We start from the raw sequence: 24,872 nt of genomic DNA, 5'->3' as shown, positions 1-24,872 counted from the left end.
AACCGGAGAGAAACCATGTCAAACGAGCGCACGCTCTCGATCATCAAGCCCGACGCCGTTGCCAAGAACGTCATTGGCCAGATCTATAGCCGTTTCGAGAATGCTGGCCTGAGCATTGTGGCAGCGAAGATGATGCATCTGACGCAGGAGCAGGCGGAAGGTTTCTATGCGGAGCACAAGGAGCGTCCCTTCTTTGCAGACCTGGTAGCATTCATGACATCAGGTCCGGTTATGGTCCAGGCGCTGGAAGGCGAGAATGCGGTTCTGCAGAATCGCGATCTGATGGGTGCGACCAACCCGAAGGAAGCCGAGGCCGGTACAATCCGGGCCGACTTCGCAACCTCCATTGACGCCAATGCGGTTCATGGATCCGATTCCCTGGCTTCGGCAGAAAGGGAAATCGCCTATTTTTTCAATGACAATGAGATCTGCCCCCGCGGCTGATCCCACAGGGGCAACTGAGCAGGCGGGCGTATTGCCCTCGGTCAGTTGTCCCAATGTTTTATACTGAGGTTTCTGAATGACATCGCCTGAAGCAAAAACCAACCTGTTGGGGCTCCCCAAGGCCCGGCTTGAAGCCTTTTTCGAGTCGTTGGGTGAAAAACGTTTCCGGGCGACCCAGGTGCTGCAATGGATTCATCAGCGTGGCGCCGACGATTTTGATCAGATGACCAACATGAGCAAGGCCCTGCGGGACAAGCTCAAGCTGGTCGCTGAGATACGCGGGCCGGAAGTCATCTTCGACGAGACGTCGAAGGATGGCACCCGCAAATGGGTAATGCGTATGGACGCGGGCAACAGCATCGAGACCGTACTCATCCCCGACGGCCATAGAGGGACCCTCTGCGTTTCTTCCCAGATAGGGTGCAGCCTCGACTGCACCTTCTGTTCCACTGGCAAACGCGGATTCAACCGCAACCTCACAGCTGCCGAAATCATCGGCCAGGTATGGGTTGCCCGTAAGGCGTTCATGCCTTTTCAGCCAGGTCCGGATCGCCCGATTACCAATGTCGTGATGATGGGAATGGGTGAGCCGCTGCTCAATTTTGAGAACGTCGTTGACGCCATGAATCTCATGATGGAAGACCTGGCCTACGGCATCTCCAAACGTCGCGTGACCCTGAGTACGTCGGGGGTTGTCCCCGCCATTGACCGGCTGGGCGAGGTTAGCGATGTTTCTCTGGCCATATCCCTGCATGCTCCCAACGACGAATTGCGGAATCAGCTTGTCCCACTGAACAAAAAGTATCCCATTGCGGAGTTGCTGGCGGCGACAAAACGCTACATGGCCCGGCTACCTGACAAACGCAAGGTGACCATTGAGTACACGGTCATTGAGGGCATGAATGACAAGCCGGAGCTGGCCCGTGAGCTGGTTGAGCTCCTCAGGGGTCTGCCGTGCAAGATCAACCTGATACCGTTTAATCCGTTCCCGGAAAGCGATTTCAGGCGGCCAAAACTCTCGGCAACCAGGGCGTTTCAGAATATTCTCAATGAGGCCGGTTACGTGAGCACCATCCGGACCACCCGGGGTGATGATATTGACGCCGCCTGTGGCCAGTTGGTGGGGCAGTTTGAGGATCGCACCCGTAGAAGCCAGAGGTATATCCCTGTTCACCAGATGACTCCGTGAAACCGGCAACCTGGAGAATATGCGACGATAGACAGGCCGTTCATTGACGGCCCAATCATTGACAGGAAAATGCTCACGTGACGAACAGGCAGATATCGCAAATGGTTAGAATGGTGGCTGGTGCGCTCCTGATGGGCCTGCTGGTTGGCTGTGTCACAACAACCGACAGCCGATTTTCACGGGAAGCCGACGAGAACGAAGCACTCCAGAACTACATTCAGCTGGCTACCGCCTACGTTGCCCAGGAAAACTATGAGCGAGCCAGGGTTCATCTGGAGCGGGCGCTGGAAATTGAGCCCAACAGTGCGCCCGCCCATGCGGTAAAGGGTCTCATAATGCAGCGGGAGGGAGAGGAAGAACTCGCTGACAGCTCGTTCCGCAAAGCTTTGAGTATTGACCCGGGATACACCCGGGGGCGAGTTTACTACGCGGCTTTTCTTTATGGAGAAGGGCAGTACGAGCGTGCAAGGGATGAGTTCGCCCGGGCTGCGGCCGATACCAGCTATCCTGACCGGGCCTCTGTCTTTTATAATCTGGGTCGCACCGAACAGCGTCTGGGCAATTCCGAGGCTGCAGCGGACGCATTCAAACGCGCAGTCGAGCTCGGGAGAGGTGACGCCCGCGCTCTGCTGGCGTTGTCGTCGACACTGGTTGAAGCTGGAAAGTACGGTGAGGCCGCATACTATTACGACCGTCTGATGGGACTGATGGCCAGAAGCAAGCAGATCAGCCATTCGCCCGAAAGCCTGTGGACGGGGATTCGCATAGCCCGTTTCCAGGGAGATCAGAACCGGGAGTCAAGTCTCGCGCTTCTACTCAGAAATCAGTATCCGAACTCAGACCAATACCAAAAATACAAGGCGCTGATGTCCGATGATAAATGACGATAATCCGGAGCAGGGGATACAGGTCACGGTCGGGGATCAGCTCCGCAAAGGCCGGGAAGCGGCGGGCCTGAGCATTTCCGATGTTGCTGAGCGGCAGCATCTCCGTCCTGCAGTAATCCAGTCGATCGAAAATGGCGATTATCAGCAGATTGACAGCGAGCTGTTCCTCAAAGGCTATGTGCGGGCCTATGCAGACCAGCTCGGAATGCCCGCCAATGCGCTTGTTGCCCAGCTTGATCAGGAACTGGAGCCCCTGCGGCGGGAGAGAGAGGCCACCGAGCACACCACCCCGCTGCAGGACATAGAACGCAGGAAGCAGCGTAAAAAGCGCGTCGCCAAAATCATCGGGGTGATTGTGGTGATCCTTTTTGTTGCTTACGCCGTGTTGCGGGTTATTGATCTTCCGGTGGACAACCAGGAGCAGCAAGCCGACATTCAGCCTGAAGACGTTCAGGAACCTGAGGTACCCGTCAGAGATGACGAAGAGGGTATTGGCTCGGGCCCAGAAGACATCGAAATACCCGAAGTCCCCGAACTCCCGGGTGCGGTACCAGGAGGCGAAGCTCAGGTTGAAGAACTCCTGCCGGAAGCATCATTTGCAGAACGAGAGTCCCAGGATGGCTTTGCGGAAGCCCAGCCGGTGCCCGCGGAGACTGTTCCTCAGGAGCCCTCTGATGGTATTGAACCTGAGGCTCTGGCCGAGCCTCAGGCCCTGGAGATGCCGGACATCGCCCCCGAGGTTTCCTCAGGCCTCGCTGCTGAATCGCAGGCGGAAGCAGAAGTTGTCAATCTCACGGCCAGCTTCATGGACCCCTGCTGGGTGCAGGTTACCGATGCCGACGGGCGGACGATTGTAGGGGCTCTGTTTGGTCCGAATGACAGTCTTGATGTGAGCGGGAAGCCTCCGATGCGTGTGGTTATCGGTGCAGCCGACGCTGTATCACGGCTGTCCTTCAGTGGAGAGATTATTGATCTTGCGGCCTATCGCATAGTGAACAACCGGGTTGAGTTCACGCTTGATATCTGAGGATGTCTGGCAGAAACCCATTTTCTGGCTGGTTATTGGAATATGAAACAGGAATCCCCAATCAAACGTCGCCGTTCACGGCAAATCATGGTGGGTAATGTTCCGGTGGGGGGTGATGCGCCCATAGCGGTTCAGAGCATGACCAATACGGAAACCTGTGATGTGGACGCCACGATCGCACAGATCACGGCTCTGCAGGGCGCCGGGGCTGACATTGTTCGTGTGTCTGTACCATCGATGGATGCAGCTGAAGCCTTTGGCAGGATCCGGTCGCAGGTCAATATTCCCCTCGTTGCAGATATTCATTTTGATCACAAGATAGCCCTGAGGGTTGCTGAGCTCGGCGTTGACTGCCTGAGGATCAACCCCGGCAATATCGGGCGGGAGGACAGGGTGAGCGCGGTCATCAGCGCTGCCCGGGATCGCAATATCCCGATTCGAATTGGTGTCAACGCCGGATCTCTTGAAAAGGAGTTGCAACGCAAGTATGGCGAGCCCACAGCTGAGGCACTCGTGGAGTCGGCCATGCGTCATATTGATATTCTCGACCGCCATGATTTCCAGAACTTCAAGGTCAGCCTGAAGGCATCGGAAGTGTTCATGACAGTTGCCGCGTACCGTCAGATCGCGACCCAGATTGATCAGCCCCTGCACCTTGGCATCACCGAAGCCGGCGGCCTGCGTTCGGGCACGGTCAAGTCCTCCATTGGCCTGGGGATGCTGCTGATGGATGGCATTGGCGACACCATCCGTGTGTCCCTGGCGGCCGATCCGGTTGAGGAAATCAAGGTCGGTTTCGACATCCTGAAAAGTCTTCGCCTGCGCAGTCATGGTATCAATTTCATCGCCTGCCCCAGCTGTTCCCGGCAGAATTTCGACGTCATCCAGACCATGAATGATCTGGAGGCAAGGCTGGAAGATGTGCGGGCCCCCCTGGATGTTGCCATTATTGGCTGTATCGTGAACGGCCCGGGCGAAGCCAAGGTGGCGGATCTCGGCCTCACGGGGGGCAGCCCGAAAAACCTCTTTTACATGGCTGGCCGGCCCAATCAGAAGCTGGATAACGCGACGCTTACAGACGATCTGGAACGCCTGATCCGGGAAGAGCTTGCCCGCCGTGAAGAAAAGGAAAATTCCATTATCGCCCGATCCGATGTCTGACGCCGGGTTCCGGCAAAAGCAGCCGGCCGGACAGTAACGGACCGGGGCAGTTACGAACATAATAAGGTTAAACGTTGGCTAAGATTCAGGCGATTCGCGGGATGAATGACATCCTGCCCGACCAGACGCCCCTCTGGCAGTATCTGGAAGATACCGTACGTCAGGTGCTCAGTGCCTATGGCTATCAGGAAATCCGGATGCCCGCTGTGGAGCAGACGGAACTTTTCAAACGCTCAATTGGCGAAGTGACTGACATTGTCGAGAAGGAAATGTATACCTTCTCCGACCGTAATGGAGACAGCCTGACGCTGAGGCCGGAAGGAACAGCAGGGTGCGTAAGGGCCGCTGAGGAACACGGTCTGCTTTTCAACCAGACACGAAGGCTCTGGTATACGGGAGCCATGTTCCGGCATGAGCGCCCCCAGAAAGGCCGCTATCGTCAGTTTCATCAAATTGGGGTTGAGTGCTTTGGCATGACCGGCCCGGACATTGATGCCGAGCTGCTGATCATGACCGCGCGCCTCTGGAAGGCCCTTGGCCTGACCGAGCACACCCGACTGGAACTCAACACCATTGGCACCCCTGCTGCACGTCGCCAGTTCCGCGAGGCCCTGGTGGCCTATCTGTCTGACTACCGCTCTGAGCTGGACGGCGATAGTCAGCGCCGGCTGGAAAGCAATCCCTTGCGGATTCTGGACAGCAAAAACCCGGATACACAGAAGATCCTCGATAATGCGCCCAGGCTGGATGACTTTCTTGACGATGAGTCCCGGGAGCATTTTGAAGGGCTGGCACAGCTGCTGGATGCGGCGGGTGTTGCCTACACCGTTAATCCGCGACTGGTTCGTGGTCTGGACTACTACGGGCGCACCGTCTTTGAATGGATTACAGACAGCCTGGGTGCCCAGGGCACGATATGTGCCGGAGGACGTTACGATGGCCTCGTTGAACAACTGGGAGGCAAGCCCACTCCCGCTGTTGGATTTGCCATGGGCATGGAGCGGCTGATCCTGCTTCTGGAAACCCTGCAGCTTGTCCCCGATCATGTTGATGGTGGCGCAGACGTTTACGTTACTGCCATGGGAGAAGGTGCCATGATCACTGCCTTCGGCCTGAGCGAGCGCCTGAGGAACGAGCTGCCTGGCTGCAGGGTAGTCACTCATTGCGGCGGCGGAAGCTTCAAGAGCCAGATGAAAAAAGCCGATCGCAGCGGTGCCCGATTTGCCGTAATACTTGGTGAAAATGAAGTGAGATCCGGGATGGCAGCCATCAAGCCCCTCAGGTCTGATGAACAGCAGCAGGAAGTCAGCCAGGCTGAACTTCCGGTCATCCTTTCGCGGTTGCTTGAGCCCGCCTGACAGGCTTTTTCAAACATTACGTCAGAATAGCAAAATCAAACAGGAGTCATCATGGCTGAAATGCGGACTGAAGAAGAACAGGTTGAGGCGATCAAGAACTGGTGGAAAAAGAATGGCGCCTCCCTCGTTATTGGCATCGTTGTCGCCCTGGCCATTGTATTCGGCTGGCAGTCCTGGCAGAGCCACCAGGCCCAGGAGCGAAGTGAAGCGGCGGCACAGTTTGCCGGCCTGCTCAATGCCCTGGACGATCAAGATAGTGAAGAGCGTAACGGCACCATCAATTACGTGGCCGGGCAACTCCAGGAAAACCACGAGGACAGTGCCTACGCCGTATACGGTACGCTGATTCTTGCCCAGCAGCAGATGCTGGGAAAGGAAGACCCGACTGCAGCGGTTGAATCACTGCGGTGGGCTCTTGAGCGGGTAGAGAAGGGTGGCCCGGTTGAGCCAGTTGTCCGTCACCGGCTTGCCCAGGCGCAGTTTGCTGCCGGCGACCGGGACGAGGCGCTGGCCACCATCCGGGATGCCTCTGGAGCGGAGACATTCGTTGCACTGTTCGCGGAACTGGAGGGCGATATTCTTCTGGCGGACGGTGATAAAGAAGGTGCCCGGAATGCCTATCGGGCTGCCAGAAGCGCGCTCGGGGAAGAGCGCAACGGCCTGCTTGAACTCAAGATGGCAGATCTTGCCATTGGGGAGGAGGCTTGATGCCTCTGGGCAACCTGCGTCGTGCTCTGATTGCGCTGACGGTGCTGCCAGGTATCTGGCTGGCAGGATGCAGCTCCACAGAACCCTTTGAAGAGCCGGCTCCTGTGCCGGATGTTGTGGGCGATGCGCAGCTGAAGCCAGTTTGGCGGATGTCGGTTGGAGACGGCCATGATGGTCAGCTTCTTCATATCCAGCCGGCCCTGCTGGGTGATGTTCTTTATGCTGCCTCAGCCGATGGCGAGCTGGTCTCAGTGGATCCGGATACGGGTGATCTCAACTGGGAACGGGATCTTGACCGGGAAATAATGGCCGGTGTCGGGGGTGACAGGAAACGGCTTTATCTGGTCTCCAGTGATGCCCAGCTGCTGAGTTTTGCCCGGGAGGATGGCGAGCCCGGCTGGGAAGTTTCACTCCCCAATGAAGTGCTTGCCCCGCCCCAGTCCAACGGTTCGCTGGTGGTAGCTCAGACCATTGATGGCAAGGTCCTTGCCTTTGACGTCGAGACGGGTGACAAGCGCTGGCAGTACGAGGCCGCAGTGCCGGTGCTCACGCTGCGTGGGACGGCCACCCCGCTGGTAGGGTCGGAGATGACACTGGTGTCTTTTGCCAATGGCCAGCTGTTTGGGCTGTCCTCCGAGTCAGGTCAGCCGCTGTGGCAATACGCTGTTGGTGAGCCCAAGGGGCGTACTGAGCTGGAACGGCTTGTGGATGTGACGGCTCAGCCAATTGTTATTGAGACCGTGGCACTTGTGGTGGGATATCAGGGAAATCTTGCTGCGGTTGATATTCGTAACGGTCAGGAAATCTGGAGCCGTCGGATGTCCAGCCTGAGATCTCCGGCAATTGCGTATAGCAATATTCTTGTAACAGAGTCTAATGGGACCATTACAGCGATCGACGGTGCTAGCCGTCAGGTTGCCTGGAGTCAGGAGCAGCTTGCATGGCGGCAGCCCACTGCGCCTCTGGTTCTGGAGGACCATCTTCTGGTCGGCGATTTTGAAGGCTATCTGCATGCCCTTTCGCTGGAAGACGGAGCCCTCGCCGGGCAACTCAAGCTGGATAGCGAGGGACTGCGTGTGCCGATGATTCGGTGGAAAGACCGTGCGCTGGTCTACACGAACGGTGGCCGGCTGGCCGCGATTGAACTCATTGTCCGGGGATCCGCGCCGACCGCGGCACCGCCCCGGGAACGCCCCTCCAGGTAAACAGGTATTATGACTCCAGTAATTGCCCTGGTCGGTAGGCCAAATGTTGGCAAATCGACCCTTTTCAACCAGATGACCCGCTCGCGGGATGCTCTGGTCGCCGATTTGCCCGGCCTGACCCGGGACCGGAAATACGGCGAAGGCCGGTTTGACGATCAACGTTTCATCGTTATTGATACTGGCGGCCTCACCGGAAACGAGCAGGGGCTGGACGCGGAAATGGCCCGGCAGTCCCTGCAGGCTGTAGAAGAAGCGGATATCGTGTTGTTCCTGGTCGATGGTCGGGCCGGTTTGACCCCGGGTGATGAGCTGATTGCGGATCAGCTACGGCGGAGCGGTAAGAAGGCTCATCTGGTTGTAAACAAGACTGATGGCATGGACGTGGATGTTGCTGCCGCGGATTTTTATGGCCTTGGTCTTGATTCGGTGTTCCAGATTGCGGCATCCCATAACCGTGGGATCAAATCCATGCTCGAGCTTCTGCTTCCGTCAAAGGAAGAGCTTGAGGCTCAGGATCACGCGGGGCGGTATCCCGGCATTCGGATTGGAGTTGTTGGTCGGCCCAATGTGGGCAAGTCCACCCTGGTCAATCGTATGCTGGGAGAAGACAGGGTGGTGGTCTATGACATGCCTGGAACCACCCGGGACAGCATCTACATACCCTATGAACGCCAGGGTCAGGAATACACCCTGATTGATACTGCGGGCATCCGGCGCCGCAAGAATGTTCACGAGACGGTCGAAAAGTTCTCCATCATCAAGACCCTCAAGGCGATTGAGGATGCACACGTAGTGATTCTGGTGCTGGATGCCCGAACAGGTCTTGTGGATCAGGATCTGCATCTGATTGGCTTTGTTCTGGATGCTGGGCGCTCTCTGGTCATTGCGGTCAACAAATGGGATGGAATGGATCCGGAAGACAGGTCAAAGGTCAAGGAACAGGTTCAGCGCCGGCTTGATTTTCTCGACTATGCAGACAAGCATTACATCTCTGCGCTGCACGGCTCAGGGGTTGGGGTGCTGTACGATTCGATTGCTGCCTGCTACGAATCGGCAATGGCCAAGTGGCCGACAAACCGCCTGACCACGATTCTTGAGGATGCTATTGCACAGCACCAGCCGCCTATGGTGCATGGCCGCCGGATCAAGCTCCGTTACGCCCACCAGGGTGGCTCCAATCCGCCGGTGCTGGTGGTACACGGCAACCAGACTGCTGCACTGCCCGGATCCTACAAGCGTTATCTGGAAAATACCTTCCGCCGGGTTCTGGCGGTGAAGGGATCGCCAATCCGCTTTGAGTTCAAATCCAGCGAGAACCCTTTTGCCGGTCGTGTGAACCTGATGACGCCCAGACAGAAGGTCAAAAAGGACAAAGAGATAAAGGAAGGCAAGGACAAACGCCCGAAAAAGCCCCGCATGAAAAGCAAAAAGCCCAGCTGAAGGCCGGGCAGGGTTCAGAGAGGAAAAGAAAAGGGGCTCAGGCCCCTTTTTTGCTGTTTTCTGTTTTTTTCTTCCCTGCTCCTTTGTTCTCCGTGTTGCCTCCCGCTGTCTTTTTATCTGAAGAGTCCTTCTCTGCGCTGCCGGTTTCAGTGGCGTCTTCAGCCTGCTGCGCCTGAACAGCTGTCAGTGCGATGGTAAAGACAATGTCTTCCACCAGGGCTCCCCGGGACAGATCGTTAACAGGTTTTTTCAAGCCCTGAAGCATAGGCCCCACACTGACCACATTGGCGCTGCGCTGGACGGCCTTGTACGTCGTGTTGCCCGTGTTCAGATCCGGGAAAATAAAGACGGTCGCCCGGCCGGCGACTTTGCTGTCTGGTGCCTTGCTTTTGGCGACGCTTTCAATGGCTGCGGCGTCGTACTGCAGCGGGCCATCAATGAGCAGATCAGGACGCCGGTTCTGCGCAATTTCTGTCGCTTTCCGGACCTTGTCCACGTCTTCGCCGGAGCCGGATTCACCAGTGCTGTAGCTGATCATGGCAACCACAGGCGTGATGCCAAAGGCTTCTGCGGACTCGGCACTCTGAATGGCAATATCCGCAAGCTCTTCGGCATCCGGATCCGGGTTAATGGCGCAGTCACCATAGACCAGCACCTGTTCCGACAGCAGCATAAAAAACACGGATGACACCACTTTGGCGTGCTCATGGGTCTTGATCAGTTGTAGCGCAGGACGGACAGTGTTGGCGGTGGTATGTACGGCCCCTGACACCAGCCCATCCGCTTTGCCGGTCGCAACCATCATGGTTCCCAGCACAACGTTATCCTCCAGCATGGCCTCCGCCATGTCCGGTGCCAGACCCTTGTGTTTCCGCAACTCCACCATTGGCTCAATGTAATCGGACCGCACTTCGTCAGGGTCAATTACTTCAACGGCGTCTGGCAGTTTGAGCCCCTGTGATTGCGCAACCGACTCTATCTCGTCCCGGTCACCAATCAGCGCACACCGGGCAAGCCCCCGGTTATAACAGGTAATTGCAGCCTCGATGGTGCGGGGCTCATTGCCCTCTGGCAGCACTATGCGCCTGTCAGCCTTTCTTGCTTTTTCCGATAACTGGTAACGGAAGGCAGGGGGGGAAAGCCGGCGTTTTCGCTCGATTTTCAGGTGTTTCTGAAGCCACTCAGTGTCAAGTTGCCTGGCCACGGCTTCCATCACCTTTTCAATGCGATCAGGGTCATCCAGCGGAACTTCTGGGGAAAGATTTGCGAGTCTGTGGGCCGTTTCATAGGTGTTGGTGCCGGTAAGCATTACTGGCAGACCGGTGCTGAAGGCCCCCCGACAGGCGGCCAGGGTCCGCTGATCAGGCTGCAGCCCGCCGGTTAAAAGCAGCCCCGCCAGGGGAACACCATTCAGGGCGGCCAGCGCCGTAGCCAAAAGAATGTCTTCCCGGTCGCCGGGGGTGACCACCAGAGTGCCCGGCCGCAGGGTCTCAACCATGTTCGGAATCGTCCGCGCGCTCACTGTGACTTTCTGCACCCTGCGCTGATGCTGCTGCCCCTCGTTCAGGAAAGTAGCGCCGATCTCCCTGGCAATATCGGAAACCCGTGGCGCCAGCAGTTCCGGCTGCCACGGAATGCAACCCAGCAGACGCAGGCGTTCCCTGCTGAATACCTTGCACTCATCGACGTAATCAGGAACGTCACTGGTCCGGGGGGTGTTTACTCTTGGTGCCAGCTCTGCAGGTTCAGGTTCGCCCACTTTGTTGAGAATCACACCGATGACGTCGGGGTCTTCCGGATCTGCGAATAGCCGTGACGAAAATTCCAGCCACTCATCCAGTTCCTCCGGGCTCCGGTTTCCGGGAGCACTGACCAGTATCACGTCGGCGCCGAGATTCCTGGCCATCTCCACGTTGAGGCGGGCCGTGTAGGCCTCGCTCCGGTCGGGGACCAGACCCTCGACAATTACAACATCGGCGTCTTTGGCGGCCTCATGGTAATTGGCAATTATGTCTTCCATCAGGTTTTCTGAATCGCCCTCATTGAGCAGCTTCTGGGCATGGCGAAGGCTGATGGGTGCCGGTGGCTCAAGGTCACTTCGGGCTTTCACGAAGGCAATTGAGCGATCCTGCTCATCCCTTTTCCCGGTGTGCCTGCCGCCGTTCCTTTCCTGAGGTGGCTGACCCACCGGCTTGTAAAAACTGACTCTTACCCCGACCCGGTCCAGAGCCCGGACCAGACCAAGGCAGATGGATGTCAGACCGGATTCCAGTCCGGTGGGTGCGATAAAGAGGTTCCTGGCCATGAATGATCCTTTTGTGAGTGCCCCTCATCCGAAAGGGGCAGACAGAGTTCCTGAGGTGCCCGACTGCGCGGGTGACACTATCACCCGGCTCTGGCAGCGGCTTCTCTGGCTATCACTGCTTCCTCATTGGTTGGAATGACCAGGATGGGAAAGCGGCTGGTTTTACTTTCAATACGGTGATCGGACTCCTGGCCGTGGTTTTCATTGGCTTTGCTGTCAAGGCTGAAGCCCATCAGGTTCAGGTGGCTGACAGTGTCTTTTCGGACCCGGTCGCTGTTCTCGCCAATTCCGCCGGTGAAAACCAGCGCATCCAGTTCATCCAGAGAGGCCATCATGGCTCCGATATAGCGTGCAAGCCGGAAGCAGAAGACCGCGAGCGCCTGACTGGACTGCTCGTCGCCCCCGTCCGCCTGTTCAATCAGCGTTCGCATGTCATTGGTCGATTCGGAGAGGCCGAGGAGCCCGCTCTCCCGATTCAGGATACGGCTGAGGGATTCAGAATCAATCCCTTTCGCGCTCAGGAAATCGAACAGGCCCGGGTCAACATCTCCGCAGCGGGTACCCATGACAAGACCCTCCAGGGGGGTCAGCCCCATGCTCGTGTCCAGGCTTTCGCCGTTATTAATGGCGGTGATGCTACAGCCATTCCCCAGATGGGCAGAGATGATCGAGGTCTCGGACCGGGGCTTGGCTAGCAGCCGCGCGGCCTGTTCCACCATGAAGCTGTGACTGGTGCCGTGGAAGCCGTAACGCCGCACGCCCCAGTCCTCATAGAAGCGTCGGGGCAGGCCATAAAGGTAGGCGTGTGGTGGCAGGGTCTGGTGGAAAGCGGTATCAAACACGGCGACCTGGGGCACGTCCGGAAAAAGCTTCAGTGTCGCCCTGATGCCCGTGAGGTTCACCGGGTTGTGCAGCGGCGCCAGGCTGGAGCAGTCCTCGATGGCAACAAGCACATCATCATTGATCAGTGCCGGGGCCCTGAACGCCTCGCCGCCATGCACGACACGGTGTCCAATGGCGAGCGGCTGGTCTGAAAGGAGCTCATTCTCCCTGAAGTGACTGAGCAGTTCAGCCAGGGCATCTTCGTGGCTGGATTTACCGGTCAGCGATATCTGATCATCACCGGCACTGGCGGTGGCGCCATCCTCGCCAAGACGTTCTGCCAGGCCGCCGGCCAGTCGCTCGAGGTTTCGGGAGAAAAGCGCAAGTTTGAGAGACGAACTACCGCAGTTCACGACAAGAATGACGTCTTCCATGAGGGTCACCTGTGGTCTTTAATGTATGAATTGGTCTACTTTTGAGAGCGACTATTGCTTCTCAGCCAGGCTTCGAACTCACTCTCAGGAGCCGGCCGGCTGTAAAAATAACCCTGCGCGAAGTCGCAGCCGTTTTCCATCAGAAAATGAGTCTGGGATTCCTCCTCAACCCCTTCCGCGATGACTGCCAGTCCGAGGCTATGGGCCATGTTGACTATCGCCTTGACCAGAGCGGCGTCATCCTTTTCGATCATCACGTCATGAATGAAGGACTTATCGATCTTGAGGATGTCGAAAGGATAGCTTTTGAGGTAGCTCAGGGCCGAGAAGCCAGTACCAAAGTCGTCCACGGAGAGGCGGGTGCCGTGTTCGTCCAGACGGCGCAGTATGGTCGCAGTTTCAATGGTGTTATCGAGAATGAGCCGCTCGGTAATCTCCAGTTCCAGCTGTTCGGGCCTGATTCCCGATGCCTCGATGGCGGTGAGCACTGCATCCACGAACCCGGGGTCCCGGAACTGGCGAGGAGACACGTTAACCGCGATGTTGAGCCTCACACCGGTGGACTCTTCCCAGCGAGCGGCCGCGTTGCAGGCTTCTCTGAGCACCCACTCACCGATGGAGGTGATCAGACCGGTTTCCTCAGCCAGCGGGATGAACCGGTCAGGCATGACCATGCCCATGACCGGGTTGTTCCATCGAAGCAGTGCTTCTGCGCCAACCAGCATGCCGGAGGCCGTGTTCACGATGGGCTGATAATAGAGTTCGAATTCTTTCAGTTCGAGGGCCCGGTGCATGCGGGACTCCATCTGGAGACGATCATGAGACACCTCCTTCATTTCCGGAGCAAAACGTTCCCAGGCACTTTTGCCCTTGCTTTTGGCCCGATACATGGCAGCGTCAGCGTGCTGCAGCAGCGTACCGCTGTTGTCTGAATCCACAGGGTAGATGGCAATGCCGATACTGGTGGTGACAAAGACCTCCTGACCACCCACCAGAAAAGGAGGCGCAAAGGTCTGGAGGATCCGGTCTGCTACCTGATCGGTGGAATCGGAGCCGGTAAGCCCTGGCAGTATCACAAGGAACTCATCGCCCCCCAGGCGGGCCACCGTGCTGGTGCCACGGAGGCAACTTGATATTCTTCTGGCCGCTTCTATTAACAGGTTGTCACCGGCGTCGTGCCCCATGGTGTCATTGATGTGTTTGAAGTTGTCCAGATCCAGGAACATTACCCCTACCAGGCTATCCTCCCTGCGCGCATGAGCCAGAGCAAGCTTGAGCCGGTCGAGGGCAAGCATCCGGTTGGGCAGGCCGGTAAGGATGTCGTAGTTGGCCTGTCGCAACAGCTGCTGCTCATAACGTTTCCGAATGCTGATGTCCTCGCCGAGGATCAGAAAATGGGTAACGGCACCGGCCGAATCCTTGATGGGGGTTACCACAACCTGTTCCCAGAATCGTTCGCCATTTTTGCGGACACTGTTCACCTCACCCTGCCAGACCCCGACTCGCTGGACCTGAAGCTGAATGCTCTGCCACAGCTGTCTGTTTTCTTTTTCACCCAACGTGTCGGCGGAGACAGCAGCGGGGTGCTTGCCCACCACATCCTCAGGTTTGTGGCCGGTCAGCTGGGAGAACTTCTGGTTGACGAATTCTATATGCCACCGCCGGTCACAGATAAGTACAGAGGAGGGGCTTTGCTCAATGGCTTTGGACAGTTTGCGGATCTCCGCGGCGTCCTGCTGTTGGCGCTCCAGATCCTGCTGCAGGCGATCCCGCATCTGATTCATGGCATCGGTAACCTGGCCCAGCTCATCCTTGCGGTTGGCTTCGGTATCCGGGCGTTCAAGCTCCAGGGGTTTGTCCAGATTGTCGAGGGAAAACTGCCGGGCATAGCCGGCCATGTGCGAGAGGTGTCGGGTTACGAAGTACTGAAAGATCCAGACGATCAGTATGGATATCAGGAAAGTCTTGAAAAACTGAGTGGTCAGAATGATCCCGACTTTACGCCGCATGTTCTGGTAGATTTCTTCCATGCTGGCGGTAATGGTGAGCTCACCCAGGTCGTAAGGCTCGTCGTTCGTGTGGGTGAGGGTAAAGCTGCGTGTAATGGTGGACAGGTTCCTTGGGTTGTCGCCCATGACCAGTTCGGAGTCAGGAAAGATGCGCAACCTCAGGTGGACTATGTCCGGCAGGCTCAGGATGCCTTCCATCTGGACCTGAAGAAGCTTCTGGTCAAGGGCCCACAGGCTGCGGGAAAGGCTGCTGGCGTAGCTGGTCTCGATGACAGACATGCGTTCATCGATCAGCGAAACATCCTTGCGGAAGTCGGAATAGATCTGGATGCCGGTGGCAATCAGGGTAAAAAGAGAACTGAAGAGAAGGATGTAGGCCAGCAACCGGAAGCTCAGCGGAGATCCCGCACGGAACTGTTGCAAGCGTTTGGCGAGTTTCTGCATGCTGTTTGGTTCGTTCAGCCTGTATTGCCGGAGACGGAATGAATCTGACGCCATATCCAACGCCTGAAACGATAACCGTGTTCAAAGGTCATCGCGGATGACTATAGCAGCAGTTGAAAGGGCCCGCTCGCCAGTGTGTCAAAAAGATGAACATATCATGCGGGGCATCAGCCTGGTTGATCACCGGCGTTCCGCGTGCATCCTCACTTTTCGTGCATGCCAGGCAAAAGCCGGACACAAAAAAACCGGCTGAGGGCCGGCTTTAGTGTAACGCGCAGACTGTTTCGGAAGTGGCGTCCCCTACCGGGTTCGAACCGGTGTTACCGCCGTGAAAGGGCGGTGTCCTAGGCCACTAGACGAAGGGGACATCTCGGTAAAACAGCGTGCCTCGTCGAGGTGGCGCGTATATTAAGTAAGCTCTCCGGATGTGTCAAACAGTTTCCGGAAAATACCTACAGGTTATTGTTAATGCAGAACTTCAGCTCATCGCCGAGAGCATCGAAAACCGCGAGGGTGCCTTCGTTCCGGTGCAGCTCCAGCAGCGCCCTGGCTGTGGGTTTATGAATGTCTGCCAGCTGGTTGATTATTGCCTGTGGCTGGCCACCCGCAACGGATGCCATGAGAATTTCATAGCGCACCTTGTTTTCGCCGGCGCAGAAATAGAAATGACCTTCCCGGGCAGTACGCTCAGGCACCCCCTTTGAGCGGTATACGGAGCGGGCACAGCGGGCATATTCCGAGTTGACTGCTGAGAAGGTTTCCTCGAGTCCTTGCTCCTCAGTAGCCATGTAAAGCCTTTCCATGCGTTTCTGCGCTTCCGGCGTAAGACCGGGAAGTGAAGCGGCCAGCTCGTCGCGATCAAAGCCGCGATGGACGAGTTGCAGTACAGTTATGTATTCACTGGTGATGAGGCTGCAGGACTCATAGCTTTGCTCTCCGTCGCTGCTGGCAGAAGACCAGGGTGAAAAGGCCAGTGACAACAGCCAGAGTGTCCCTGTCGCCACTGGCCGTCGGGCAAAGAATGAGGTTCTGAAATTCAGCATCTGAAGCTCGCAGTCCTGCCTGTAACTGGTTCAGCCGCAGCCTAACACGGGCGTCAGGCTTCCTTTGTGCGTTTTCTCGCGATTCGACAAATTGTGAGCTGGACTCCCCGGCGTCTCAACCAACAGCATCCACCAGGGCCTTCTCCAGCTCGGGGAATCGGAATTCAAAACCCTCGTTCAGGAGGCGTTCCGGGCGGGCCTTCTGGCCAGTAAGCAAGAGCCGGGACATTTCGCCAAAAGCTGCCCGGAGCACAAAAGCCGGGGCAGGGAATGGCGCGGGGCGATTGAGTACCCGGCCAAGGGTCCGGGTGAATTCCCGGTTGGTTACCGGATTGGGGCTGACGACATTGTAGGGCCCCGTCGCTGAATCATTCTCGAGCATCCACACCAGGGCGTTTACAACGTCTTGCCGGTGTATCCAGGGCATGTACTGTTCACCACTGCCAAGGCGACCCCCCAGGCATAGTTTGAACGGTAGCAGCATGCGCTGCAGGAAGCCGCCGTCGCGACCCATCACAAGCCCTGTTCGGGAGAAGCAGACCCTGATGCCATCGTCTGTCGCAGCATTGGCAGAGTTTTCCCAGTCCCGGCAGAGACGATGGCTGAAATCGCCATTGGGCTGGGTGTTCTCATCCACCAGTCTGTCTCCCTGATCGCCGTAGAAGCCGATTGCGGACCCCGAGACAAGCACTGGGGGCTTACGTTTAAATGTTCGCATGGTCTGCACGAGATGGTCCGTCAGGGCTATACGGCTGTCCCTCAGTGCCTGCTTCCGCTCTTCCGACCAGCGTTTTTCGGCAATTCCCTCTCCGGCAAGGTTAATAACACCGTCGAAGCCGCTGTGATCTGTCAGTTCACTGAGAGACTGAATAGATGTGACTCTGCCACATTGAGCCCTTACGTCTGCCTCTTTCTGTCGACTCAGTACCGTGAGCGCATAGCCTTTTTCGATAAGCTTCTGACACAGAACCTGACCGATGAAGCCGGTACCGCCGGTGATCAACAGTGATTTTGCCATGATGATTCTCCTTTCTGTTTTGCCGGGAGGCAGCGCATATAATGCTCAGGCCGAGCCGGTTGCTGTTGTCGGTACTCCGGTTCTGGCGAGCGTCTGCTCTACGACAGTCCTTATTGCAAGACCCAGCTGGGCATTTTCGCCAACCGGGGCTTCCAGTTGTATTCTTATGCCATGCTCAGCTTCCATGTCAGCGATCATGGCCGGCACGTCCTTGCGCAGATGGCGGCCAGCGGCGAGAAAGAGTGGCAGTACCGTGAAGGTTTTACAGCCTTCCGCTACGGCATCAGCGACAATCTTTTCCATGCTCGGGTCACTCAGTTCCATGTAGGCAACCACAGAACCGGGAATGGCTTCAACCGTAGGGGCTGCCAGGGCCTCGAAGGTTTCGCACCAGCGGCGGTCGCTGCTTCCGTGGGCCAGGAGTATAATTCTGTGGGATGTTTCCATGTCGGACCTGCTCCTTGAATGAGAGTGGGGTGAATGCTGCCTATTGTGCAGTCTAACAACTTACGCGATCGCCAGCGCTGAACTGTAGTTGCGCGCTCTGTGCTGGCTCAGGTATCGCGGAAACAGATTTAGCGAGGTACGCCCTGTAATGTTCGGATGGCGAGAGGTTTTGGACTTCTGGTTCGGTGAACTTGACGAATCAGGCATACCGGATGCCTGGCACCGCAACCGGTGGTTTCGTACATCAAGGGCATTTGACAGGGAGATCCGCCGTCGTTTTCTGTCGCTGGTGCTGATTGCGTCTGAGGGTGGTCTGGATTCCTGGCGCAAGGACCCGGGCGGCAGCCTTGCCGAGATCATTCTTCTGGATCAGTTTACCCGCAATATTCACCGGGGCGGCGGCCTTGCGTACAGCAATGACCGCGAGGCAGGAAGGCTCACAAAACTGGCGATGGAACGGGGCCAGGATCTTGCGCTCCCGGGGGTCATGAGGGCTTTTTTCTACATGCCGCTGCAGCACTCCGAGCGGCTGGCTGATCAGCTCCTGTCAGTTGAACGCTACGAGCAGTTGGTGGCAGGTTCTGAAGGCATGCTTCGGGACTACCTCGGGAGCTTCCTGCAGTCGGCACGGGACCACCATGAGATAATCGCGAGGTTTGGCCGCTTCCCTCACCGCAACCAGGCTCTGAAGCGGACATCAACCCCGGACGAACTGGCCTATCTGGAGCAGGGCAGCTCCAGGTACGGCCAGTAGCCAGCTCGCGGCAAGGCAATAGATTGGCGGATCTTGACGCAGCTTTTGCAACATTGATCAAGGTTTGTGTATGTTTTGCGCCCATAATGACGGGTGCAGGATCACTGACTGATTATCAAGCAGGGACAACTGGTTATGGCACATCCAGAGGTGGATAGCATGATTGGGCCGGAGCAGCTTCCGCTGGAAAAAACGCTGAAACAGTCCATCCATTATCGGGGTCGCAAGGCTGCACGGGCGAAAAGTGAACACCGGCGCTGTCAGATCCTTGAGGCCACTCTCCGCATCGCGGCAAGGGAGGGTGTCCGGGGCATCAAGCACCGTCCTGTAGCGAAAGAGGCAGGTGTACCGCTTGCGTCCACGACCTACTATTTCAAGGATATTGACGAGCTGATTTGCGATGCCTTTACGCTTTTCGCCGAAAAAGGCCAGCAGCATCTGGACCGTTTTTACGACACCATCAATCTGGCCCTTGATTCCCTGCCGGCGGCTACCCTTGAGTGGGGAGGCCCAGGCCGCGATGCTCAGGTCAGGGAGCTCGCGACACTCTCTACTGCTTATCTGAGCGAACAGCTCACCACCCGTCGGCATGAGATACTGGCCGAGCAGGCATTTCTTCTTGAAGCCTTGCGGGATCCCCGTCTTGCGAAGCTGGCGCAAGCCTATCGAAGCGCCTGGGCGGCGGGGCTGGAGAATGCCCTGAGACGACTGAACAGTCTTAATCCGGCCCGGGATGCGGCGCTGGTGATCTCGGTAGTGCTGGGGCTTGGGTATGATGACATGCTGTTTGGCAATGGCTTCCGGCGGGAGCACCTGGAGGACACCATGACGCGGCTTCTCGGAATGCTGCTCGGGACCACTCCGACCGGTCAGCCGGGTAAAAACTGAAATCGGTGTTGCATGGGGCAAACTCGCTCCGTATAATTCGGTTCCGTTGTCGAGGCCAGCGCCAGCACCTGATGGCGCGTTCAGCAGGGGCAGCAGTTACACAATGCGGGAATAGCTCAGTGGTAGAGCACAACCTTGCCAAGGTTGGGGTCGCGAGTTCAAATCTCGTTTCCCGCTCCAGATTTCAAAAACCCAGCCTCCGACGCTGGGTTTTTTCGTTTCGGAGCGGCCGGTTCGCCGGATGCCTTCCAATGTCTTGTATACTTCCGGTGACACCGTTCCACCACAGGTTGGCTCATGCAGGTCCACTCCCTTTACTGTTACCCGGTAAAATCTCTCTCCGGAATAAAGGTTGAGCAGCTTGATCTGGATGACTTCGGGCCGGTAGCTGACCGCCGCTGGATGATCACGGATCCGGAGGGATCCTTCATCAGCCAGCGGAGTCACCCGCAGTTAGCGCGGATTGCTGTCTCCCTGGACGCCAGAAAGGTGACCGTTACAATCCCGGATCAGGGAGACTTCCTGCTGGAGCAGAGTCCCGAACGGTTAAATGTTCGGGTCTGGAGAGATTCGGTCAGTGCCCTGCGGGCAGTTCCAGGGCCTGCGGAGGCCATTAGCCGCTTTCTTGGTGAGGCGGTCGATCTGGTCTACATGCCCCTCGACAGTTTCCGGTCTGTTGACCGGGTCGCTGAGAGGCGGGTGTCTTTTTCGGATGGGTTTCCGTTTTTGATCACCAGCCAGGCATCACTTGAGGAGCTCAACAGCCGCCTTGATGTGGCCGTGGACATGCGCCGCTTTCGGCCCAATATTGTGGTTTCCGGTGCTCCGGCCTGGGCGGAAGACGGATGGCAATCTCTGGCCATTGGCAGCACCCGGCTGGATCTCGTCAAACCCTGCTCCCGCTGTATCCTGACCACAGTGGATCCGGACCTTGGGAGCAGAAACCCGGACCAGCAGCCACTCAGGACTCTGGGCGGTTATCGCCGCCGGGCTGAGGGCGTAATGTTTGGAGTGAATGCGGTGCACACGGGTACCGGCCCCATTACTATCGGACAATCGATATCACTGATCTGAAACGGGAGTAAGCAACGAATGCCGCTTTTGACACTGGATGGGCTTTCCCTGTCCTTCGGCCTGCAGCCAATTCTGGACAAGGCCAGCCTGACCATTGAAGCAGGCGAGCGGGTCTGCCTGCTCGGCCGAAATGGCGAGGGTAAGTCGACTCTCCTGAAAATCGTAAGCGGGGAGGTCACCCCTGATAGTGGCAAGGTTCGGATGGAAGAGGGGACGGTGCTTGCAGTGTTACCCCAGAATCTGCCCGCTGCTGAAAGCCGTACGGCCTACGAAGTGGTCGCCAGTGCCTTTCCGGAAACCGGCGAACTGCTGGCGAGGTTTCACACGCTGTCCCAGTCCGCCGATGAACACAGTCTGGAAGAGCTGATGGTGGTTCAGGAGCGTCTTGAAGCCCTGGATGGATGGCGGCTTGACCAGAAGGTTACCGCTATTCTGGCGCAATACCGGATCGATCCGGAACGTCGGCTGAATACTCTGTCCGGCGGCTGGCAGCGGAGGGTTCTGCTGGCGCGGGCGCTGGTGTCAGAGCCGGACATGCTAATGCTTGACGAACCGACCAACCATCTCGATGTGCCCGCCATTGCCTGGCTGGAGGAAGCGCTGACCCAGTTTCGCGGCGCTCTGCTCTTTGTCAGTCACGACCGGGCTTTTATCCGCCGCATGGCTACGCGCATCGTTGAGCTGGATCGCGGCAATCTGATCAGTTTTGCTGCTACCTATGACCGTTATCTCGAACTGAAGGAAAAGGCACTGGAAGAGGAAGAGCGTCAGAACGCGCTTTTCGACAAACGCCTGAAGCAGGAAGAGGTCTGGATCCGTCAGGGGATAAAGGCAAGACGAACCCGTAATATGGGTCGGGTGAGGGCCCTGCGGGCCATGCGAGACGAACGCATGCAGCGAAGGGAGCGGGGCGGCACTGCCAGCTTCGCCGTGGAGGACGCAGCCCGCTCCGGCCGGCTGGTTGTGGAGGCCCGGGATGCCGGATTTGCCTATCCCGATGGCACAAGGGTGATCGAACATCTCAATCTCACCGTCATGCGGGGCGACAAGCTTGGCCTGATCGGAGAAAACGGCACCGGCAAGACGACTCTGGTGCGTCTCATGCTGGGGGATATGGAGCCCACCGAAGGCAGCATTCGCCTCGGTACCAACCGGGAAGTTGCCTATTTTGACCAGTTGCGTGGCGAACTGGATCTTTCCCGCAACGCCGTGGACAACCTGTCCGAGGGTCGTGAATTCATTGATATAAATGGTCAGCAGAAACACGTTCTGGGATATCTGCAGGAATTCCTCTTCGCACCCGAGCGGGCCAGGTCGCCGGTGAGTGTGTTTTCCGGGGGGGAGCGGGCTCGCCTGCTACTTGCAAAGCTGTTCAGCAAGCCGGCAAATATTCTGGTGCTGGATGAGCCAACCAATGATCTGGACGTAGAAACACTGGAATTGCTTGAGTCCCAGCTGGTGCTGTTTCAGGGCACCGTTGTGGTGATCAGCCACGACCGCGAATTTCTCGACAATGTTGTGACAGACACCCTGTTTCTGGATGGGACGGGAGCGGTGCGCAACTATGTGGGCGGGTATACCGACTGGCGCCGGCAGGGCGGGGCATTTCCTTCAGAGCATAAGCCCCAGCGGGCTTCCGGGAAAAAGGCTCAGCCACCGGCCACAAAGGCTCCCGAGAAACAGGCAGAACCGGCACGAACAGCAAAGCTCAGTTACAAGTTAAAACTGGAGCTTGAGCAATTACCGGGCAGAATAGCGGCACTGGAATCGGACGTAGAGTCCCGCCGCGCCGAAGTTGCTGCTCCTGACTTCTATACAGGTCCCGCGAGTGAGGTCACAGCGGCTCTTGATGAGCTGGCAGAAAAGGAGGCTGAGCTGGAAAAGGTAATAGAACGGTGGATGGAACTGGAAGAGCGGAGTACTGAATGAACGTTTCATACAACTTTAAGTTGCAGGACGGGCGCACCAGCGAGTTCCGGATCACGGATCAGCCGGTTCGGGTCGTGGCGTCCGAGCAGCTTCCAAAATGGACCCGGCTTGACCACTGCCAGTGCTCAAACTGCCCACTGAGCACTTCCTCGCATACCCATTGTCCTGCGGCGGTCGAAATGCTGCCTGTGGTGGAGGCCTTCAAGGATGAAGACGCCTACCAGAAAGTCGATGTAAAAGTGGTGGATGATCGGCGGAGCTATCAGAAGGAAACGTCTCTGGAGGAAGCGCTGCGCTCCCTTCTGGGACTCAAGATGGCCACGAGTGGTTGCCCTGTACTGGCGGAACTCAAACCAATGGCCGTTCATCATCTGCCATTTGCCAGCTCGGATGAGTTCATCATGCGAAGCGTTTCCCATTACCTGCTTCAGCAGTATTTCGAAAAACGCAGCCACAGGGAGCCTGACTGGGAGCTCAAAGGGCTGGTGGAGAGAAATCAGCGGCTCCAGCTCGTCAACCAGGCTCTCTGGCAGAGAATCCATTCTGTGTGTCAGGGAGACAGCAACCTCAAAGCGCTGCTCAATTTCTTTTCCATGGCCTCCAGCGTCAGTTTTTCCCTCGAAAGCCAGCTGCGGAAGCTGTCCACAAAAATCCAGGGCGAACCCATGCCCTGATTACTGGATGCGAACAGCCAGCACGTCGCATTTGGCGCCGTGCAGCACGCCGTTCGCAGTGGATCCCAGTAGTAACTGGAAACCCTTCCGCCCATGACTGCCAACGATTACAAGATCGGCGGATGTTTCTTCACTGAGTCGATGAACTTCGGACTCGGGTCGCCCTACAGTGGCAATCTGATTTTCTTCTGATATTCCGTATTCCCGTCCATAGGCTTTCAGCTGTTGCCGCGCTGCCTTGTCCAGTTGCTCCTGCAGTTCCGTGAGGTCCATGGGAATGTCACCGCCGTAGGCATAACCTACCGGCTCCACAACATGTACCAGAATCAGCTCGGCGTTATGGGTGTCACGCATCGACACCGCTTTTTTAAGAACCTGGGGTGCTTCTTCCGTAAGGTCGATTGCGACCAGTATTTTGCTGTAAGCGCTCATGGTTGGCTCCCTGTAACTGCGAATGATTGTCCACTGGCAATTTTTTCCGGTATTGCGCGTGGGCCGTTGAAACCGGTCCTATAACTGTAGGCCAATTCGCAGGATTGTTCACTGACGGCTGTCAAGATCCGGTCTGATTGAGCCGGTCAGGCGAGAAGGGGGTAGCAGGGCACGCCGCCCTGCCGGAGGATATTGATGCTGTCAGGCATTGGTCCTGAGCATTGCGATGGCCTGCTCAAGGCCTTCCAGGATGCCCTTGGAGTAGCGGTCGATAATGAAGGGCACGTTGTCTTCGTTAAAATTGATATAGGAGCCGCGGATAAACATCCATTTTGTCGCTACCCCGTCTATCACCTGCTTTACTTCGTCATTGCCATCGCCTGCCGAAAGCGTATCGATCAGAGCATCGAAGGCAAGGGCCTGCTCATCGAGTGCGGCTTCCGTGTCGGATCCCTGGAAGGTCTGGGATACGGACGAGTAGGACCTCGCGGAATACTTGGACATCATCCGGGCCATAAGGACGGCCGCCTGGCGGGCTGCTTCAATGCGTGGGTTGGTGACGCTGGTCAGAGATTCCCGGCCAATGGCGTAAAGGTCAGAGGAAACGTCGCTTAGTACCTGGGCCTGATTGGCCATTTCTGATACCAGGCGCAGATCCGGGTAGCCACTTTCCCGGACGTCGTTTATGTTCTGGCGCATCAACGCCTTGAAGCTGTCGAACTGGGCAGTCAACGTAGCGAGCTGTTCATCAGTGAAAACGCCTGCTTCACTTTCAGTGACTGCGTTCAGTGAGGCGTTCGCATTATTGATACCGGCAACCACTTCATTCAGGACGTCCGTGGCGCGGGTTGCGCTGAACTGATAATAGGCACTCAGGGCTACAAAGTTGTTCACCCTGAAATCGTGAAGGTTTGAAAGCAGTTCGGTCTCCTGAGCCTTCACTGTGAACGAAGCCGTAAGCAGTAGCATCAAGGCAACGGTCAGGGCGCGGAATCGTTGGTGGGCGTCTTTCATCGGATACTGTCTCCGTTGGTTCAGTTTTATTATTTTCCGGGACATCAGTCCCGTTGGTCAGCCATATCTGCCGTATCGCAGTTTTTTGTCGGATTGACGTAATGATAGCGGTTGACGTCCGGTGCCGGCCGGCAGCCTTTCCTGCTCGCACTGATGGGTCAGAGTT

The 24,872-nt window shown here is 57.1% G+C and carries 22 protein-coding genes and 2 tRNA genes; 15 read left to right on the top strand and 9 right to left on the bottom strand.

Annotated elements, in window-relative coordinates; translation table 11 throughout:
* Positions 1-15 precede the first annotated feature (15 nt).
* From ndk to der, 9 genes are all read left to right on the top strand, one after another.
* Complete coding sequence (ndk, locus tag LG327_RS15060) at positions 16-444, top strand: nucleoside-diphosphate kinase (RefSeq protein ID WP_404363120.1); 429 nt, start codon at positions 16-18, stop codon at positions 442-444.
* A 76-nt stretch (positions 445-520) separates the two neighbouring features.
* A complete protein-coding gene (gene rlmN, locus LG327_RS15055; RefSeq protein WP_404363118.1) occupies positions 521-1,633 on the top strand; it encodes a 23S rRNA (adenine(2503)-C(2))-methyltransferase RlmN in 1,113 nt (370 codons plus the stop codon).
* Positions 1,634-1,710: 77 nt separating this feature from the next.
* Positions 1,711-2,517: a type IV pilus biogenesis/stability protein PilW gene (pilW, locus tag LG327_RS15050; protein WP_404363117.1), complete on the top strand. Its 807-nt coding sequence runs from the start codon at positions 1,711-1,713 to the stop codon at positions 2,515-2,517.
* On the top strand, positions 2,507-3,547 hold the full coding sequence (locus LG327_RS15045; RefSeq protein ID WP_404363115.1) for a RodZ domain-containing protein: 1,041 nt from the start codon (positions 2,507-2,509) through the stop codon (positions 3,545-3,547). Before pilW ends, LG327_RS15045 begins: the two co-directional genes overlap by 11 nt.
* A gap of 42 nt (positions 3,548-3,589) precedes the next feature.
* A complete protein-coding gene (ispG, locus tag LG327_RS15040; RefSeq protein ID WP_404363113.1) occupies positions 3,590-4,708 on the top strand; it encodes a flavodoxin-dependent (E)-4-hydroxy-3-methylbut-2-enyl-diphosphate synthase in 1,119 nt (372 codons plus the stop codon).
* A gap of 101 nt (positions 4,709-4,809) precedes the next feature.
* Positions 4,810-6,066 (top strand): histidine--tRNA ligase, encoded by a 1,257-nt coding sequence (gene hisS, locus LG327_RS15035; protein WP_404363111.1) that lies wholly within the window; start codon positions 4,810-4,812, stop codon positions 6,064-6,066.
* Positions 6,067-6,117: 51 nt separating this feature from the next.
* Positions 6,118-6,774 carry a YfgM family protein gene (locus LG327_RS15030; protein ID WP_404363109.1) on the top strand — a complete coding sequence of 219 codons (657 nt, stop codon included), beginning with the start codon at positions 6,118-6,120 and terminating at the stop codon, positions 6,772-6,774.
* On the top strand, positions 6,774-7,979 hold the full coding sequence (gene bamB / locus LG327_RS15025) for an outer membrane protein assembly factor BamB (protein ID WP_404363107.1): 1,206 nt from the start codon (positions 6,774-6,776) through the stop codon (positions 7,977-7,979). The genes LG327_RS15030 and bamB overlap by 1 nt, the downstream gene beginning before the upstream one ends.
* Before the next feature lie 9 nt (positions 7,980-7,988).
* On the top strand, positions 7,989-9,419 hold the full coding sequence (gene der, locus LG327_RS15020) for a ribosome biogenesis GTPase Der (RefSeq protein WP_404363105.1): 1,431 nt from the start codon (positions 7,989-7,991) through the stop codon (positions 9,417-9,419).
* Positions 9,420-9,456: 37 nt separating this feature from the next.
* Here der and pta read toward each other — a convergent pair whose 3' ends face one another.
* The 7 genes from pta to LG327_RS14985 form a co-directional block, all read right to left on the bottom strand.
* Entirely contained in the window at positions 9,457-11,724 is a 2,268-nt protein-coding gene (gene pta / locus LG327_RS15015; RefSeq protein ID WP_404363103.1) for a phosphate acetyltransferase, read from the bottom strand.
* Positions 11,725-11,804: 80 nt separating this feature from the next.
* Complete coding sequence (locus tag LG327_RS15010) at positions 11,805-12,980, bottom strand: acetate/propionate family kinase (protein WP_404363101.1); 1,176 nt, start codon at positions 12,978-12,980, stop codon at positions 11,805-11,807.
* Positions 12,981-13,015: 35 nt separating this feature from the next.
* Positions 13,016-15,433 (bottom strand): EAL domain-containing protein, encoded by a 2,418-nt coding sequence (locus tag LG327_RS15005; RefSeq protein WP_404369458.1) that lies wholly within the window; start codon positions 15,431-15,433, stop codon positions 13,016-13,018.
* A gap of 291 nt (positions 15,434-15,724) precedes the next feature.
* Positions 15,725-15,800 (bottom strand) — tRNA-Glu (locus tag LG327_RS15000).
* 85 nt (positions 15,801-15,885) lie between these two features.
* On the bottom strand, positions 15,886-16,476 hold the full coding sequence (locus LG327_RS14995; protein WP_404363099.1) for a hypothetical protein: 591 nt from the start codon (positions 16,474-16,476) through the stop codon (positions 15,886-15,888).
* A gap of 115 nt (positions 16,477-16,591) precedes the next feature.
* The gene (locus tag LG327_RS14990; RefSeq protein WP_404363097.1) at positions 16,592-17,494 is read right to left on the bottom strand and encodes a TIGR01777 family oxidoreductase; all 903 of its coding nucleotides are present in this window, start codon (positions 17,492-17,494) and stop codon (positions 16,592-16,594) included.
* Between the two features lie 45 nt (positions 17,495-17,539).
* A complete protein-coding gene (locus LG327_RS14985; RefSeq protein WP_404363095.1) occupies positions 17,540-17,941 on the bottom strand; it encodes a sirohydrochlorin chelatase in 402 nt (133 codons plus the stop codon).
* A gap of 148 nt (positions 17,942-18,089) precedes the next feature.
* On the opposite strand from LG327_RS14985, the gene LG327_RS14980 reads away from it, so the two are divergent.
* The 6 genes from LG327_RS14980 (at position 18,090) to LG327_RS14955 (ending at position 23,260) form a co-directional block, all read left to right on the top strand.
* Positions 18,090-18,695: a DUF924 family protein gene (locus tag LG327_RS14980; protein ID WP_404363093.1), complete on the top strand. Its 606-nt coding sequence runs from the start codon at positions 18,090-18,092 to the stop codon at positions 18,693-18,695.
* Between the two features lie 135 nt (positions 18,696-18,830).
* Entirely contained in the window at positions 18,831-19,583 is a 753-nt protein-coding gene (locus tag LG327_RS14975; RefSeq protein ID WP_404363091.1) for a TetR/AcrR family transcriptional regulator, read from the top strand.
* A gap of 105 nt (positions 19,584-19,688) precedes the next feature.
* Positions 19,689-19,763: transfer RNA gene (locus tag LG327_RS14970), tRNA-Gly, on the top strand.
* A 117-nt stretch (positions 19,764-19,880) separates the two neighbouring features.
* Positions 19,881-20,657: an MOSC domain-containing protein gene (locus LG327_RS14965; RefSeq protein WP_404363089.1), complete on the top strand. Its 777-nt coding sequence runs from the start codon at positions 19,881-19,883 to the stop codon at positions 20,655-20,657.
* An 18-nt stretch (positions 20,658-20,675) separates the two neighbouring features.
* Positions 20,676-22,586: an ATP-binding cassette domain-containing protein gene (locus tag LG327_RS14960; RefSeq protein ID WP_404363087.1), complete on the top strand. Its 1,911-nt coding sequence runs from the start codon at positions 20,676-20,678 to the stop codon at positions 22,584-22,586.
* On the top strand, positions 22,583-23,260 hold the full coding sequence (locus LG327_RS14955) for a DUF6901 family protein (protein WP_404363085.1): 678 nt from the start codon (positions 22,583-22,585) through the stop codon (positions 23,258-23,260). Before LG327_RS14960 ends, LG327_RS14955 begins: the two co-directional genes overlap by 4 nt.
* Here LG327_RS14955 and LG327_RS14950 read toward each other — a convergent pair whose 3' ends face one another.
* Entirely contained in the window at positions 23,261-23,692 is a 432-nt protein-coding gene (locus LG327_RS14950) for a universal stress protein (RefSeq protein WP_404363083.1), read from the bottom strand.
* A 201-nt stretch (positions 23,693-23,893) separates the two neighbouring features.
* The gene (locus LG327_RS14945) at positions 23,894-24,706 is read right to left on the bottom strand and encodes a hypothetical protein (protein WP_404363081.1); all 813 of its coding nucleotides are present in this window, start codon (positions 24,704-24,706) and stop codon (positions 23,894-23,896) included.
* Positions 24,707-24,872: the final 166 nt, after the last annotated feature.

The sequence above is a fragment of the Marinobacter sp. genome, from assembly GCF_044799475.1.
GTDB lineage: Bacteria > Pseudomonadota > Gammaproteobacteria > Pseudomonadales > Oleiphilaceae > Marinobacter.
Note: the sequence above shows the minus strand (reverse complement) of the source record. Positions and strands in the feature narration are given on the sequence as shown.

Excerpts from the sequence above, each read along its gene's own strand:
- LG327_RS15010 (WP_404363101.1), bottom strand. The coding sequence starts at position 12,980 with ATGGAAGACGTCATTCTTGTCGTGAACTGCGGTAGTTCGTCTCTCAAA.
- ndk (WP_404363120.1), top strand. The coding sequence starts at position 16 with ATGTCAAACGAGCGCACGCTCTCGATCATCAAGCCCGACGCCGTTGCC.
- LG327_RS14945 (WP_404363081.1), bottom strand. The coding sequence starts at position 24,706 with ATGAAAGACGCCCACCAACGATTCCGCGCCCTGACCGTTGCCTTGATG.
- LG327_RS14975 (WP_404363091.1), top strand. The coding sequence starts at position 18,831 with ATGGCACATCCAGAGGTGGATAGCATGATTGGGCCGGAGCAGCTTCCG.
- LG327_RS15005 (WP_404369458.1), bottom strand. The coding sequence starts at position 15,433 with ATGCAGAAACTCGCCAAACGCTTGCAACAGTTCCGTGCGGGATCTCCG.
- pta (WP_404363103.1), bottom strand. The coding sequence starts at position 11,724 with ATGGCCAGGAACCTCTTTATCGCACCCACCGGACTGGAATCCGGTCTG.
- LG327_RS14995 (WP_404363099.1), bottom strand. The coding sequence starts at position 16,476 with ATGCTGAATTTCAGAACCTCATTCTTTGCCCGACGGCCAGTGGCGACA.
- LG327_RS15030 (WP_404363109.1), top strand. The coding sequence starts at position 6,118 with ATGGCTGAAATGCGGACTGAAGAAGAACAGGTTGAGGCGATCAAGAAC.
- LG327_RS14980 (WP_404363093.1), top strand. The coding sequence starts at position 18,090 with ATGTTCGGATGGCGAGAGGTTTTGGACTTCTGGTTCGGTGAACTTGAC.
- LG327_RS14960 (WP_404363087.1), top strand. The coding sequence starts at position 20,676 with ATGCCGCTTTTGACACTGGATGGGCTTTCCCTGTCCTTCGGCCTGCAG.
- LG327_RS14985 (WP_404363095.1), bottom strand. The coding sequence starts at position 17,941 with ATGGAAACATCCCACAGAATTATACTCCTGGCCCACGGAAGCAGCGAC.
- der (WP_404363105.1), top strand. The coding sequence starts at position 7,989 with ATGACTCCAGTAATTGCCCTGGTCGGTAGGCCAAATGTTGGCAAATCG.
- LG327_RS14955 (WP_404363085.1), top strand. The coding sequence starts at position 22,583 with ATGAACGTTTCATACAACTTTAAGTTGCAGGACGGGCGCACCAGCGAG.
- ispG (WP_404363113.1), top strand. The coding sequence starts at position 3,590 with ATGAAACAGGAATCCCCAATCAAACGTCGCCGTTCACGGCAAATCATG.
- LG327_RS14990 (WP_404363097.1), bottom strand. The coding sequence starts at position 17,494 with ATGGCAAAATCACTGTTGATCACCGGCGGTACCGGCTTCATCGGTCAG.
- hisS (WP_404363111.1), top strand. The coding sequence starts at position 4,810 with ATGAATGACATCCTGCCCGACCAGACGCCCCTCTGGCAGTATCTGGAA.
- LG327_RS14965 (WP_404363089.1), top strand. The coding sequence starts at position 19,881 with ATGCAGGTCCACTCCCTTTACTGTTACCCGGTAAAATCTCTCTCCGGA.
- bamB (WP_404363107.1), top strand. The coding sequence starts at position 6,774 with ATGCCTCTGGGCAACCTGCGTCGTGCTCTGATTGCGCTGACGGTGCTG.
- rlmN (WP_404363118.1), top strand. The coding sequence starts at position 521 with ATGACATCGCCTGAAGCAAAAACCAACCTGTTGGGGCTCCCCAAGGCC.
- LG327_RS15045 (WP_404363115.1), top strand. The coding sequence starts at position 2,507 with ATGATAAATGACGATAATCCGGAGCAGGGGATACAGGTCACGGTCGGG.
- LG327_RS14950 (WP_404363083.1), bottom strand. The coding sequence starts at position 23,692 with ATGAGCGCTTACAGCAAAATACTGGTCGCAATCGACCTTACGGAAGAA.